The organism is Jiangella anatolica, from assembly GCF_003236295.1.
Taxonomy (GTDB): Bacteria; Actinomycetota; Actinomycetes; order Jiangellales; family Jiangellaceae; genus Jiangella; species Jiangella anatolica.
The window spans coordinates 1-14,373 of record NZ_POTW01000137.1 but is presented as its reverse complement, the minus strand read 5'-3'; the positions used below and the strand labels follow the sequence as shown (position 1 = coordinate 14,373).

The window sequence follows — 14,373 nt, the reverse complement described above, 5'->3', positions numbered from 1 at the left end:
TCTTCTTCGCGACCTCCTTGACCAGCTCGGCCCCGATCTTCTCCCACGGGTCCTCGAGCTCGATCTCCTTGGCGATCGACACACCGTCGTTGGTGATCGTGGGGGCACCCCACTTCTTCTCCAACACGACGTTGCGGCCCTTCGGGCCAAGCGTGACCCTGACGGCGTCAGCAAGAGAGTTCATGCCACGCTCGAGGCCACGCCGCGCCACCTCGTCGAACGCGATCATCCGTGCCATCTGTTCGGTCCCTTTCTCCGTATGAAGCGGTGCACGACACCGGCGCCCGCGACGAACCTGAGTCCTGCGCCGGTGCCGCGCACCCGCATTGGCACTCCCATGCCATGAGTGCCAACAGCAGTCTGGCAACAGACTTGCGTGCACGCAAGTTTTCGTGTGCGCAATTTTTTGCCTCTAGGATGGGGGCGTGCCTCACGATGACCAGAGCGGCGGGTTGCGGGAGCGGAAGAAGGCCGCCACCCGGGCGGCGCTCAGCGCGGCCGCGCTGCGGCTGGCCCAGGAGCACGGGCCCGAGAACGTGCGGGTCGACGACATCGCCGCGGCGGCCGGGGTCTCGCCGCGCACGTACAACAACTACTTCGCCAGTCGCGAGCAGGCCATCGTCGCGGCCGTCACGGCGGAACGGGCGCTGCGCATCGCGGCGGCGGTGCGGGCCCGGCCGGCCGGCGAGCCGCTGGACGTCGCCGTCATCGAGGCCGTCGTCGAGCAGTACGCCACCGAGGGCGACCCGCTGCCGCTGATCACGTCGGCGCCGCGGCTGCGGGCGGAGTACGTCGAGGCCGCCGGTGCGCTCGACCGGCCGCTGGCCGCGGCGATCGCGGACCGCACCGGCGACGACGACTCGCTGCGTCCGGAGGTGCTCGCCGCCGCGGTCTCGGCGGCGGCCCGGGTCGCCGTCGAGCGGTGGACCCGGCCCGATGACGACCGCCCGCGCGGCCCGCTGGTCGTGCCGCGCGGGCGGCTGGACGAGCTGCTGCGCGCGGCGCTCGCCTACGTCGCGCCGGCGCTGCGAGCCGCCTCGGCGAGCGCGGCCAGCAGCGCCGCCGTCGCCGGCGGGTCGGGCGGGTCGCCGTAGGTGGCGGCGAAGATCCGCCGTGGCGGCACGGCGAGCGGCGCGACGGTGACCGCGGGGTCGCGGTGCGCCCGCAGCGCGAGGCCCGGGATCGTCGTCACGCCGAGGCCGGCGGCGACCAGGCTCTGCATCACGACCATGTCGTCGGTCGTCGACCTCAGCCGCGGGGTGAAGCCGGCCTGCTCGCACAGCTCGACGAGGTGGGTGCGGCAGCGCTCGCAGCCGCCGATCCAGGTGGCGTCGCGGTGGTCGGCGAGCGTGCCGCCGGCCCCGTTGGTCACCAGGTGCAGCGGGTCGTCGAGCAGGTGCCGCAGCCGGACCCCGTCCTCCTCGGGCGCGGTCTCGTCGTAGCGGAAGATCACCGCGACGTCGACGTGCCCGGAGCGCAGCAGCCGTAGCGCGTCCTCGGGGTGGGTGTCGGTGAGTCCCAGCTCGACACCCGGATGCCGCTCCGCGAGCACGGCGGCGGCCCGCGGGACCAGCGTGCTCATCACCGAGCCGAAGCCGGCCAGCCGGACCCGCCCTGCCCGCAGCCCGACCAGCGTCGACAGCTCGGCCGCCGCGGAGTCGACCCGGCCGACGATCTCGGCGGCGCGCTCGGCCAGCAGCCGGCCCGCCTCCGTCAGCCGGACGCCACGGCCGACGCGCTGCAGCAGCCGGGCGCCCGTCTCCGCCTCGAGCCGGGCGAGGTGATGGCTGAGCGAGGGCTGTGTGTAGTGCAGCTCGCGTGCCGCCACGGTCACCGAGCCGCACCGATTGACCGCGTCGAGGATGCGTAGCTGCACCAGACTGACCATTCATAGAGTCTAGTCATGGGTTCCTTCCATAACTGGCATTGGACCTATCTGTCCTGGTGGAGCACGCTGTGAAGCATGACAACCTTCGCCCTCGCCGCACTCGTGCTGATCATGATGCCGGGCCCCGACCAGGCCCTCATCACCCGCAACGCGCTGGTCGGCGGCCGCGCCGGCGGGCTGCTGACGATGGTCGGCGGCGTCCTCGGCCTGACGGTGCACGCGGGCGCCGCCGCGGTCGGGCTGTCGGCGCTGCTGCTCGCGTCGGCCACGGCGTTCACCGTGCTGAAGATCGCCGGCGCGGCGTACCTGCTCTGGCTGGCCGTTCAGTTGCTGCGGTCGGCGGCGCGGACGCGGCGCTCCGGGGCGTCGGCCGACGCGGGCGGCAGCGGCGGCGCGCTGGTGGCGGCGCCGCGGCGCTGGGCGTACCTGCGTCAGGGCTTCCTGTCGAACGCGCTGAACCCGAAGGTCGCGCTGTTCTTCGTCACGTTCCTGCCGCAGTTCCTGTCCGGCGGGGTGGCGTCGGCGCGGGCCGAGGCGCTGCTCTTCTCCGGCGTTTTCGCGCTGCTCTACCTCGCCTGGTTCGGCCTCTACGTCGCGGCCGTGGACCGGCTCGGCCGCTGGCTGCGCCGCCCCTCGGTGACGGCGCGGATCGAGCAGGTGACCGGCGTGCTGCTGGCCGCGGTGGCCGTCCGGCTGGCGACCGCGGCGAACCACTGAGCTACTCCCCGGCGAGCTCCTCGATCGCCCCGGGCGGCAGCGCCGACAGCGCCGTCAGGGCCCGGACGAAGCCCGCACGGTCCTTGTCCGGGAGGGTGGCCAGCAGCCGCTCCTCCCGGGCGCGGATGCCCGCGGTGATCGCCCGCCGCACCCGCCGCCCGTCGGCGGTGATGGCCAGCAGCCGCACCCGCCGGTCGTCCGGATCGGGCGTTCGCGAGATCAGCCCGCCCTCCTGCAACTCGTCGAGCGTCGCGATGATCCGCGTCTTGTCCGCGCCGATGGCGTCGGCCAGCGCGGCCTGCGTCCGGATCGGCGTCCGGTCCAGCGCGGCCAGCACCGAGTACCCCCACATCGTCACCCCGTGCTCGTCGAGCACCGGCTGCTCGACCGCGAGCAACGCTCGCACCACGGGGTACATCATCGCGGCCAAGTCGCGGCGGTCGTCGGGCTGCACGAGACCGAAACTACCAACGGCGTGGGCGCGAGGCCGACCGAAGGGCTTAAGTCTCGGCCGAGTTCAGCTCAGGAAAGGACTCCGATAGGCGACGAAAAGTCGATCGCGGCAAGGGCAAGATCAAGAGATACCACGAACTTCGCCTCGTAAGTCCGTCCTGTGCGCCCGCGACGACGTTGACGGTCCGAGGCTGCGCCGCCCCGGAACTGAGCTGAGAGAAGGCCTCATTGTCCGGCGCCACAGACGCCCGTTCTTGGCCTGCCTGCGGACCCGGCTACTGACGCGCCGTTCTGTTCAGTCATTCTCATCGGCGCCAGCAGGTAGTTCCTTCCAGAGAGCGCGCGTGGCGCTTCTATCACCGAACAGGTCTGTCGAGGCGCGCGTATCATCGAACTCGCCGAAGGATCGAGCGATGAGCTGCCCTATCTGAATCGATTGCACGGCAGCCCGAAGAATGGTCGTCCGCTCAACTTGAGACTCGTCGGCATCGCGAAATGAAGCGAGTCTATGCAGGGTTTCTTCGTGGTCGTCTCCGCGCCGAAACCCAAGGCAAATCGTGTCGTTCGTCCGGGTCACATCGAGCGCCATGCCCAAGTGCCGCGTCTGAACCAGAATCTCGCCGACAAAGCGTGTCGAGGACCCGGCGAGTTCCCACACTCTGCGCGTCCCAGGCGGTAGCGAGACTCCAGCCCGTTCCAGTCTCCCCCAATAACGATCTCTCCGGGCCAAGTGCTGCCCTAGACGACTGAGCTGTTCTTGACGAGATACGCCGATGAGTGACCATTCCCAGTTGGACTCAGTTGACATGAGGAGGTCGACAATCGCGGCTGCGGACCGCTTGGAGGCATCCGCCAGGGACTCACCTGGTTCAGTCCGGCACTCGCCTGAGATGACGACCAGCTCTGCGACGTCGACCCCTAGGAAACTCGGCCAATCGAAAGCACCCTCAATTGTAACTGAGCACGACCTAGTAGTCATAGTGTCCCCCGTCTTGCGTATTGAAGTGGGGACCCCGATTTTGCGAGTTGCCGGGCCCCCAGAAGTGGCCCTTGGAGTCATCGCGAATCACAACCGTCCTCGTGCCACCACCCGCCGAGGGGAGATCCCATTCGTACCTTCTGCCAGGCTGAACCTTGTCGCGCTTATTCACGTTAGGCAGGACTCGAGACGGGCTCATGCTGGTGGGAACTCCTGAGTCTCGTTTTGCTTGATTGAATGCTCCCGAACGCCCAGCTCCTTCTGGCGTGAGATTCGGTGCCGGCGTACCGCACATGTTGTGGACGAGAACATCACTCTGACTGACATGGTACGTGTGGATGTCGGTGATGGTGAGGTTGTAAGCCAGATCGTCGTAGCCGGACGTCTCGTCGATGCCGTTGACGGTGAGGAGGCGGCCGTCGGCGGTGAGGACGGAGTCGCCGGCGTCGATGGCGGCGGCGTCCTGGAACTCCTGCTCGCTAGCGTTCCAGAACGGGTGGTCCTCGGTGGTGGTGATGGCGGTGCCATCGACCTCCAGGTCGACGAGGGTGTCCTCGTGGACCCACACGTGTGTGACGGCCTGGGCGGCCTGCTCGCCGGTCTCCGGATCGGTGGCGAGGACCTCGTCACCGACCTCGATGTCCTGGATGGCCCTCCGCGTCCCGTCTGCCCTTCGCAGCGTCACGCACGATGCCACTCAGGACCGGCCAATCGTCTGCTGTCTTTGCGGCAACCATCGCGCTTGGAACAACGCGAAGGCCCAACTCGCTCGCGCTACCCAGCGCCGCGGTTGTGGTCCTGACGTTGTCGAATTGCACGAGCTGCAAGGGGGCGTCGTAGCCGTACGTCGTGGTGGGCTCTGGGCATGCCGACGCGCCGTTCGACCGAAAATCGACGGCGCGCTGAGCGGCGAGGTGATCGTGCGCCGTCGGTGGACCTCGCTCGGGGGTGCTGTCGTGGCATGCGCCGGGCGCACCGACGTTGTCGTAGGTGTAGACGTGGACGGTCCCGGCCCCGGTCAAACTGCCGTGGGCGGCCGAGGCCGCGACCACGAGCGTCGCCATCACGATTGCGAGCACTGCTCGCAGCGCGATGCGCATCCACGTCAAGAGGCTTCGCCTCCCAGGGATTCGAGCAGCGCATCGAGTCGGAATGCGACTGCTGGCCGTTGCTCGTCGAGGAGCCGAGTGAACCGGATCTCCTCGATGTCAGCCTCAGCCAGCCGCACTAGCTCGGTGGCTCCGCTGCCGTCGTTCTCAAGCAAGTCAGCGCTGGATCGGAGCATGGCTTGCGCGTCGTCCATCCCGATCTCACCTGAATGGAAGGCTTCGATGGCTTGCCGGAGCCTGCCGAGGATGCCGCGGTTGTTGTCGTTGACGGTCATCGTGTGATCACCGTGATGACGATGTTGTTCTCGGTTATGACCTGCACCGTGCCACTGGTGAAGGACAGCCGGGCCTCGCCGTTGGGCCCCTTGACGGGCACACCCTTGGTGCTGCCGAGGACGTCTTCTACAAAGTTGGGCGAGATGCTCCGGCCTGCCCCGGTTGCGCCGCCCGGCGCGCCGGGGCCGCTGGGCTGAAGTCTGTCCACAGCGTGGTGACTGTACAGGCGATCACCGATCTGGGCGTACTCGCGACCTCCTTGTGTGACCTTCGGGTAGTTTTGCCACGACGTCCACAGCAGGCGCTCACCGCCGTTTGCGGCTTCTTCGACGACGTCGTCGGCGGCTCGGGCCGCGTCGACGACGTGGTTGGTGGTCCGGGCGACAGTTCGCGCGATGGTGCCGCCCGGGACGAAATTGCTGAGTGCCCAGCCACATGCACCCCAGTCGCCGTCGCCGAAGCAGTCGACGAAATCTTCCGCTCCGAACAGCCATCCGATGGGTCCGAGCGATTCGAGGAAACCGCCGGTCGGCCTGCTCCTGGCCTGGGCGATTGCTTGTTCGAGGGGCAAGTAGTTTGTGGCGGGTGTTCTCGGTCCCCCATAGGTCCTCTCGACGGGCGCGACTCCGTAGCCGCCGGCGCCCGGACCGTAGTTCGTGTGGCCGCTTTGCAGACCCTGGGCGGGCGGTGGCTTCTGGAGGAATCCCACATTCCAGCCAGGCGGGTTTCCCGCTACGGTGTTTGACCCACCCGGTTGATCGATCTGCTGATAAGGAATGAGGCCGGTGGGGTCGCTGTTCGTGATGGGGCTGTTGTTGGCGTAGGCGTACCCGTTCATCTGTTGCGGCATCGTGTGGTCGATGATCGGGTCGACGGACAGGAAGCGGCCGATCGTCGGGTCGTAGGCGCGAGCGCCCATCTGGATCAGGCCGGTGGCGTCGTCCTCGATACCGGTGTGGAAGCCGCGGTCGGTGGGATAACTGGCCACCGATGCAGTGCTGCCGCGGTAGTTGCCGAACGGGTCGCGATCCTTGTTCTTCACCGAGGCGGCATCGGCGTCGATCGCAGTGTCGGCCGTGCCGTTGTGGTCGGCGAAGAGGTCCTGAAGCCCACCCGCCGGGCTGCGGACGGAGATGGTCTGGCCCGCGAAGGAGTAGTAGCGCCGAGCCGACACGGTGTTGGTGGCGGTGGCCAACTCCAGCTCGTGACCGGGCAGGTAGATCGTGACCGTGGCCGGATCGCGGCGGACCAGCCGGTCGCCGTCGGCGGTGTAGATGAAGGAGGAGGCGCCCGCGGAAGTGCTCGCGGTCTTGACCCGCCCCTCGACGTCCCAGGTGTAGGTCTTGGCGCCAGCGGTGAGGGTGTTGCCGGTGTCGTCGTAGGTGTACGAGGTCGTGGTCGAGCCGGTGGTGGCCGACGTCAGGGTGTGCGGCTGCGGCGAGCCTGGCGCCGGGTAGGCGTAGGTCGTCGTGGTCGGGATCGGCGTTCCGGTAGAGGAGAGCTTGGTGCGGGTGAGCGAGGTCCGGTTGCCGGTCAGGTCGTAGGTGTAATCCTGCTGGTACTTGCTCGACGTGCCGGTGGCCGGTGGCAGGTCAACCGTCCCGCAGCCGGTGTCGGTGGCCGTGAACGCCTTGGTCAGCCGCCGGAGATAGTCGTACTTGAAACACTGGATGTCGGCGGTGCCGCCGGCCGGCTGGTCGGCGATCCGGGTGACGTTGCCGGCGTCGTCGTAGCCGTAGCGCAGGTCGGAGTAGACCGACTGGTCCTCACGGTCGATGCGCGAGCGGATCAGCCGCCGGGTACCGGTCTCGTACTGGTTGGTCTGCCACGACGCAGTGCCGTACTGGCCCTGGCCACGGCGCAGGATCTCACCGTACGGCGACCAGATCGTGTCGACGGCGTAGGTGTTGTAGCCGTACATCCAGTCCTCGGCGCCGGTCGCCTCGTACCGGTGCTGCAGCGTCTCGGCGGGCAGGCCGCCGATCGCCGGCATCGTCGTCGTCGCGACGGAACCATCCGGGTTGTAGGTGGTGGTGAACGTGTAGCTGCCGTCGAGGAGCGTCCCCTCGGCGGACGGAATGGTGACCCGGGTGCCGAGCGGCCGGTACGCCGTGTCGTAGCCGGTGACGGCGGTCATGTAGGCGGCCGTGCCCTCACGCCGGGTCGACGACGTGAGCTGACCGAGCAGGAGCGTGTCGTACGTCCACTCCGACAGGACCGTGCCCGTGACCGAGCCCTGCCGGGTCGACGTCTTCCGCCCCAGCAGGTCGTACGTGGAGGCGAGCGTGCGGTTCTCGGCGTCGGTCGTGGTCAGCAGCTGGCCGGCGTCGTCGTAGGTGAGCTGCGTGGTGCCGGTGTCGGGGTCGGTCTTCTCGATCTGCCGGCCGCGCAGGTCGTACTCGTAGGACCAGACGTTGCCGGCCTGGTCGGTGACCGACGCCAGCTGACCGGCCGGCGTGTAGGTGTACCGAGTGGCATCGTTCGCGCCACTGGGCGAGCTGCCGTGGTACTGCAGCAGCCGCTCCGTCCGGCCGCGCGCGTCATGGAACACTGCGGTCGGTGTGTCGCCCGTCGGCGGGTCGACCAGAGTGTGGTCGCCGCGGTACGTGGTGGTGGTGCGCCACAGTTCGGTGCTGTTTTCGTGGAACGCAGAGACGGTCTCGCGCCCGGCGCCGTCGTACGTGGTGCGGGTGCTCGCCGGCAGCGTGTCCGTTGGCAGGAACCGCGTGGCCGACGGCGCCGTGTCGTTGTAGTACGGCCCGTTGACCTCGATCGCAAGACCGCGCGAGTCGTACTCGGTGTCGACGAGCAGCCGACCCTGCTCGGCCTCGCTGGCCGACGGCGTCTGCGTCTGCAGGATGCGCCCGAAGCCGTCGAACAGCTCGTAGCCGATCGCCTGAGCGCCCGTCGGCAACAGCGTCTTCGTTGCGACTGAGCTGGCCGCGGTGACACTCACCGTGTAGACGTACTCCGTCGTCGGCGTCTGGCTGGTCGTGCGGTCGGTCCCCCACACCTTCAGCAGCCGGCCGAGCGCGTCCCACTGGAGCGAGGTCGTGCGGTTGTTGGCGTCGACGACGGTGGTGGGGTTGCCACGGTAGGTCGTCATCGTCGTGGTGGACACGTGCCCGGCCGGGTTCGTCGTGGTGATCTTCTGGGTGAGCCCGGTCGAGACGTTCGTGTAGGCCATCGTCGTCGTCCGGTTCAGCGCGTCGGTCGACGACGTCGGCCGGCCATACGCGTCGTACGTGCCCGAACCGGCCTGCACGTAGACCGGGCCGGAGCTCCACGAGTCCAACTCCTCGGTCAACGTCACGTTGCCACGCGTCGGCGCGGTGCCCACGGCGCCGCCGTCATAGCCGAACCGCTGGTCGATCACGACGTGACCGGGCCGGGTCGGTGTCGTCGCGCACTCAACGGACACCGTCTCGACGCGGGACGGGCGGTCGAGGATGTGCGCGGACGTGTTGCGCGCGTACGTCGTCCGGGTGCACAGGTCGTCTGACGTTGTCGACGTGTCGCCGCGGTCGTCGGTCTGGGTGCGCAGCCCGTACGCGTCGTAGCTGTGGACGACGTCGGTCGTGCGCCATTCCAGGCTCGGCAGCTTCGTCGTGAACGTCCGCGTGCGCCGCAGGTCGACGATGTGCGCGGTGTCCGTGCCATCGGAGGCGGTAGCTGCGGAGATGTACGGGTCGTGGATCGCCTTGGAGACGACCTGCTCGCCGTCGTAGCTGATCGTCTCGCGGACGAACCCGGCCAGCCGCTCGTGGTCCGCGATCGGCGTGCCCTCGGAGTCGACGACGTCGACGTCGCGGGACCCGCTGGGCAGGTGGTCACCGTCCATGCCGCGCATGTACAGGGTGGAGGTCTTGATCGGCTTACGGTTCAGCTCGCCGGCGCCGACGGTGGTGACGACGGTGCCGTAACCGCGCCACTCACCCCAGGTGCGCTGGTCCTCCGGGACCAGTTCGCTGTCCTGGTACGCCCAGGCCGGCTCGCCCTGGTAGCTGTAGTGGGTCTCCTGGGCGAGGCCGCTGTGGAACGTGTCGTCGGCCACGACGGAGCTGACCAGATACTTGTGGAACCAGTGCAGTTCCGGTTCACTCGCGCCCTCGGGCGTGTAGAAGACCGGGAAGCAGTTCATCGAGTTCGACTCGGGCGCGCTCGGCCGGTTCGCCGGCGTGCACTCCTGCGGGGTGTAGTTGACCGAGAGACGGCCGCCCATCTCGTTCCGGATGGCCCGCACCCGCCACTTGTTGAACGGCGGTGCGTTGTCGATGCCGTCGACCCGGTTGGGCATGTTCGCGCCTTCGAACACGACGGAGGGCAGCCCGATGGTGCCGCCGGCCAGGCCCGTGTGGGTGATCCGGCTCAGCCAGAGAGCCGGTGCCGAGCCGTCGCCGCTGGGAGGGAACTGGTGCCCGAGCTGCCACCGATCCGCCGGAACATAGCTGCCGCCCGAGAGCACTTCGGTGGTGATGGTGGCCAGCTCTTTGCGACTGAAGAAGGTCGGCGAGACCCGGGTGGTGCAGGTCGACGACGACTGGCACAGCTGGTCGAACGGCACGTCCGGCCACGCGTGGGCGGTCGACTTGGTCAGCTCCGCCTCGGTGCATTCGATGGTGGACGTCGGGGTGCACCGTTCCCTCGTGTCGAAGAGGACCCGGGCCGGAGCGGTCGACGTGTGCGAGGAACCCAGCCGCTCGCCGTACTCGATCATCCGCAGGTAGCCGCCGCGGGTGTAGGCCACCGAGACGTCGTCGAGGTTCTGGCCGTAGCGGTTGCTCTCCTTGACGTAGGTGTAGGTGATCGTGTTGCCGTCGGTGTCGACGACGTAGTCGAGGTTCCACCGCCACGCCTGCTGGCAGAACGAGTCGGCGAACGCGGTCGCCCGGCACGGCTCGCCGGTGTGGTTGCCGGCGACGGGCACGGTGAACGTCGAGTTGGTCGGCTCGGTGTCGGCGGCGTTCCGCTGGTGCAGACCGAAGTAGTACTGCGTGCCGTCGGTCGTGGTGACGCGCCAGTGCTCGCCGTCGTTGTCGCCGTTGGCGGCGCCGGTCAGGTGCTCGATCCGGGAGCCGTCGTCGTTGAGCGGACGCCAGGTCACGCCGTCGTCGTCGAGGATCATCTCCGTCGACGACCCGTTGAGCGACATGAAGACCGAGTCGGTCTTCCAGCACAGGTCCCCGGTCTTGCGGGTGTTGTTCGCGCCCGTGCCCATGTCGTCGGCGCAGGCGGCGTACCGCCGCTCGATGAACCCGGGGTCGAGGGTGTGGCCCTCGCCGATCCACGAGGCCTGGTTGTTCGTCGAGCTGACCCGGCCGTCGACCGACGCGGAGGAGTAGTCGATGGAGAGCTGCGGGTTGAGCCCGCCGGCGGTCGGCGGCACACGGAGCGGATAGTTCCAGGTGAACGCGCCGGACGAGCCGCCGCCGGACCAGCTCGACGACGGCGCCAGCGACGTCGCCTTGTAGTCGCCGGTGGAACCGGACGATGCCGCCGCGACGGCGAACCAGCCGCCGCCGTCGACCGCCACGTCGGCCGCGACGGTCTTCGCCGCGATGTCGTTGTCCGACGCGAGCGGCGTCAGCTCGCAGATCGTGATCGGGTTCGCGGCCGGATCGCATGGGGTGATCTGGTAGAGCACCAGCCGCGAGCCGTAGTCGGCGCCGTAGGTTTTGAACGTCGAGTAGTCGACGGAGATGCGTACGTCACCGGTCAGCGCCGTGCCCGCAACGGCGGGCGCCACCTGCAGCATCATGCCGGGAAGCTCGGCGGCTTCCGGCACCGACTGATCCACCTTGCGCACCTGCAGGTCGGTGTCGACCGGCACCGCGCCGGGCGACTGGGACGCCGCGACGGTCACGGGCAGGCCGGTGACGGTCGCCGGCGCCGTCGCGACGCGGACGGTGGTCTGGGTGGCGGCGGGCCACACGGCGGCCGCCTGCGGCAGGTACACCGGCTCCGACGGCGGGAACACGCCGGGTGTCGCCGGGTCACCGGCCACCGACGCCGTCCGCTGGACGTCCGGCGCGCTGATGTCCTCCGGCAGGTCGGGAACCGCCTGCGAGTCGTTCATGACCCGCTGGATGCTCTGTGCGTCGAGCGGTGCGGGATAGATCCTGACGTCGTCGATGCTGCCCCGCCAGGGCTCGACACCGGCGCCGCCGACCTGGCCGCCGCCGATGCGCATCGGACCGGAGAACGGGTGCGTCTGCGTGACATTCGTCGCCTGACCGGCTTGGTCACCGTTGACGAACAGCGTGAACGTCTTCGCGGTGGCGTCGTAGACCGCCGCGAGGTGGGTCCACGTGTTCGTCGCGACGCTCGGCGAGGTGGCCGACACGGTGGTGAGCGGTGGCGAGGACGCGACGTCGGAGCGGGCAGCGATCGCGGTCCACTGGCCACCGGAGAAGCCGAGCCGGAGCCCGGACACGTACTGGCCGTCCTGGCTCACCGCCGTGCGGTTCGCGGCGGTGTCGGTGAGCCGGACCCACGCGGTGGCGGTGTAGCCGACGAGGTCGCCGCGGAGCACCGGAGCCTGAGTGGTGCCGATGCCCGCCGTCGCGGTGAAGTCCAGCGAACTGCTGGCCGGGCTGGCGGCGCCGCGCCAGTCAGTGCCCCAGTCGGCCACCGCTCGCGTCAGCGTGTGGTCGCTGCCGGTCTGGTCGGCGACCGTCGTGCCGGTGCCCTCGTTCATCAGCCAGGCGGCGATCGGGTCGGTGCCGCCGACCATGAAGGTGTAGGTGGCGGTGGGGCCGATGTTGCCGGCCCGGTCGACGCTGGCGACGTAGAGCGTGTTGGGGCCGAACTGGGTGGGCGCTATCGTCGCGGCGCCGGGTGCGCCCAGCGTGTTGGGATTGACGCTCTTGTTCAGCGCGTCACTGTTGAGCGAGTACTTGTACCGGTCGACGTCGGTGACGCCGTTGGCGCCGAACGTGAACGTGCCGGCCTGACCGATCCCACCGGCCCACTGCTCCTCGGGATACTCCGCGGACGTGATCGTCGGCGCCTGACTGGGCCGGACGGTGTCCACGCTGAACTCGCAGGTCTGCGTCGACCAGCCGCTCCAGGCGCCGGGCTCGTCGGCCGCGGTCGCCCGCCACTGATAGTGGCTGTCCGTCAACGCGGGGAACGGCACGCTGATCGTGCCCGGATCGGTCAGGGCCGAGCGGCCAGCCTCGGACCAGTCGACGCCGGAGACCATGCGCCGGTAGTCCACGACCATCTTCACGTTCTGTTGACCGTCCGGCTCGGTGACGGTGGCCACGGCGTTCGGCGTGTTGTCATTGATCCAGGGCCGGTTGGCGCCCGCGACACAGGCGGTGTCCGGGTCCTCCGTGTGCAGGTTCGTCGGCCGATCCGGCGGCCAGTTGTAGTTCACCGTCAGGCTCGGGTAGCGGGTCTGGGCCGTGTTGGTGATGTTCTCGTACCGGCGCCAGCCGTCCATGTTGGTCTCATCGGCGGACTTCAGCCCGAGTGTGAACCGGGTCCAGCCCTCGGCGGCCGCTGTCGTGGCGATCGAGGTCGCATTCCACTCGGTGCGCATCGGGTTGCTGCAGTAGTCCTCATGGCCATGCGCCTCGTAGTTGGTCGCGATGTGCGTGCGCATCGTCGGGCCAGGCCAGTAGTCGGCGGAACTGATGCCATCGGTGAACCAGAGTTGAACGCCCGGACCGTAGGAAGCGCGCTCACAGTCGTAGTTGGGCGAGTGGATCTGGCGGTGCGCGAACTCCGCGGAAAGGATCTGCGGGCCGGCGCTCAGGGTGCTGAAGTCGATCGCGTAGAACACCCGGGACCGCTTGAGATCCTGCCAGCCGTCGTAGCCGACGCGGGCCTCCTCGGTCGCGCTGTTGTAGAACTTCTGCCCGTTGGACCAGACCATGTGCCAGTACAGGTGGTACTTGGACATCGACGGGTCGATGACCACGGGGAACGTCGTCTCAGGGTCGGTAAGCAGGTCCTGGTCCGGCGTGATGGTGAGGGTGCCATCAGTGACCTCGATCGGCATGACGGCCGACTGCTCGCCCTCCCCACGATCGATCACATCCGCCGACGGCGACTCCGGGGCCGCCACGGCGTCGACGCCGCCGCCGGCCGTGCGGATCAGCGTGCCGGCGACCGTCGCCGGCTGCGGTGCCGACTCCCACATCCGCGGCGCCGGCATGGTGAAGGCCGGCTCACCGTCGGCTCCGTTGATCACCAGCCCACCGGCATCGTCCGCGGTGGCCTCCAGGCCCGGGCTGGTCGCGATCGGGAACTCGAGCTCGCCCAGTTCGGGGTTGGCCGCCGCCTCCGGGGTCTTGACGACCAGGTACTGGCCGAAGCCGGACAGGCCGGCCTCGACCACCAGGTCGACGCCGGGGAGCACCTCGGGATAGGTGGCGGTGGCGCCGTCGAGCACCGGCGCGGGCAGCGGCTGCGGCCAGTCCAGCGACGCCCACTCGCCGTCCTCGCTGATGCTGACCAGCGGCGCGTCTGCGCCACCGCCGGACAGCACGACCTCGGTCGGCGTCGCGGTCGTCGCGACAGTGCCGTCCGGCCGCGCGACCAGCGTCGCGTCGACGTCGCGCCAGGCGCCGGCGTCGTCGCGGACTCGGACCGGCACCGGCGACAGCTCGGCGGTCTGGGTGCCGTCCGGGTTGACGAAGTACGTGTTGCGATCGGTGCGGGCCTCCTCGACCTCGACCCGCTCACCGGTCTCGGCGGCCTCCACTCGCGCGGCGGCCGTGGCCGCGCCGATCCGCAGACCCAGGTTCGGCCCGGTCTTCGGCCCAGGATCGACGGGTTCGGCCTCCACGCCCTGGACCGGTTCCGGCGGCGCGGTGACCTCCGCAGCCACCGCCGGGTCCGGCCCCGGGAGACCGCCGACGACCAGTGCTGTCAGCGCCGCGACAACGGCTGTATTCACACCAAGGATCCGAGCATGAACATGCGAACGCCCCACCCAACCC

Annotated in this window: 10 protein-coding genes; 2 read left to right on the top strand and 8 right to left on the bottom strand. The window is 69.1% G+C overall.

Translation table 11 applies throughout. The annotated features are described in order from the left end of the window. Positions 1-238: TCP-1/cpn60 chaperonin family protein (locus tag C1I92_RS31105; protein ID WP_325048175.1), on the bottom strand; the 238-nt coding region annotated here is incomplete at its 3' end. A 187-nt stretch (positions 239-425) separates the two neighbouring features. Here C1I92_RS31105 and C1I92_RS31100 point away from each other — a divergent pair. Next, complete coding sequence (locus C1I92_RS31100) at positions 426-1,094, top strand: TetR/AcrR family transcriptional regulator (protein ID WP_199521771.1); 669 nt, start codon at positions 426-428, stop codon at positions 1,092-1,094. On the opposite strand, the gene C1I92_RS31095 is transcribed toward C1I92_RS31100, so the two are convergent. Further along, positions 1,010-1,888: a LysR family transcriptional regulator gene (locus C1I92_RS31095; RefSeq protein WP_111258510.1), complete on the bottom strand. Its 879-nt coding sequence runs from the start codon at positions 1,886-1,888 to the stop codon at positions 1,010-1,012. The two genes, C1I92_RS31100 and C1I92_RS31095, sit on opposite strands and share 85 nt — an antisense overlap. A 75-nt stretch (positions 1,889-1,963) precedes the next feature. On the opposite strand from C1I92_RS31095, the gene C1I92_RS31090 reads away from it, so the two are divergent. After that, positions 1,964-2,605 carry a LysE family translocator gene (locus C1I92_RS31090; RefSeq protein WP_111258509.1) on the top strand — a complete coding sequence of 214 codons (642 nt, stop codon included), beginning with the start codon at positions 1,964-1,966 and terminating at the stop codon, positions 2,603-2,605. 1 nt (position 2,606) lies between these two features. Here the strand turns inward: C1I92_RS31090 and C1I92_RS31085 are convergent, their stop codons facing one another. The 6 genes from C1I92_RS31085 to C1I92_RS31065 all read right to left on the bottom strand — a co-directional run bounded on the left by C1I92_RS31085 (position 2,607) and on the right by C1I92_RS31065 (position 14,330). After that, complete coding sequence (locus C1I92_RS31085) at positions 2,607-3,026, bottom strand: MarR family winged helix-turn-helix transcriptional regulator (RefSeq protein WP_111258513.1); 420 nt, start codon at positions 3,024-3,026, stop codon at positions 2,607-2,609. A 327-nt stretch (positions 3,027-3,353) separates the two neighbouring features. After that, the gene (locus tag C1I92_RS33545) at positions 3,354-3,716 is read right to left on the bottom strand and encodes a hypothetical protein (RefSeq protein WP_146605353.1); all 363 of its coding nucleotides are present in this window, start codon (positions 3,714-3,716) and stop codon (positions 3,354-3,356) included. A gap of 310 nt (positions 3,717-4,026) precedes the next feature. Then, positions 4,027-4,722 carry a polymorphic toxin-type HINT domain-containing protein gene (locus tag C1I92_RS34670; RefSeq protein WP_199521769.1) on the bottom strand — a complete coding sequence of 232 codons (696 nt, stop codon included), beginning with the start codon at positions 4,720-4,722 and terminating at the stop codon, positions 4,027-4,029. Continuing rightward, positions 4,664-5,137, bottom strand: a complete 474-nt coding sequence (locus C1I92_RS34665; protein ID WP_199521768.1) for a hypothetical protein — start codon at positions 5,135-5,137, stop codon at positions 4,664-4,666. The genes C1I92_RS34670 and C1I92_RS34665 overlap by 59 nt, the downstream gene beginning before the upstream one ends. Positions 5,138-5,142: 5 nt before the next feature. After that, positions 5,143-5,421, bottom strand: coding sequence for a hypothetical protein (locus C1I92_RS31070; RefSeq protein WP_111258508.1), 279 nt, complete (start codon positions 5,419-5,421; stop codon positions 5,143-5,145). Beyond that, the gene (locus C1I92_RS31065; protein ID WP_146605352.1) at positions 5,418-14,330 is read right to left on the bottom strand and encodes a LamG-like jellyroll fold domain-containing protein; all 8,913 of its coding nucleotides are present in this window, start codon (positions 14,328-14,330) and stop codon (positions 5,418-5,420) included. The genes C1I92_RS31070 and C1I92_RS31065 overlap by 4 nt, the downstream gene beginning before the upstream one ends. Positions 14,331-14,373: the final 43 nt, after the last annotated feature.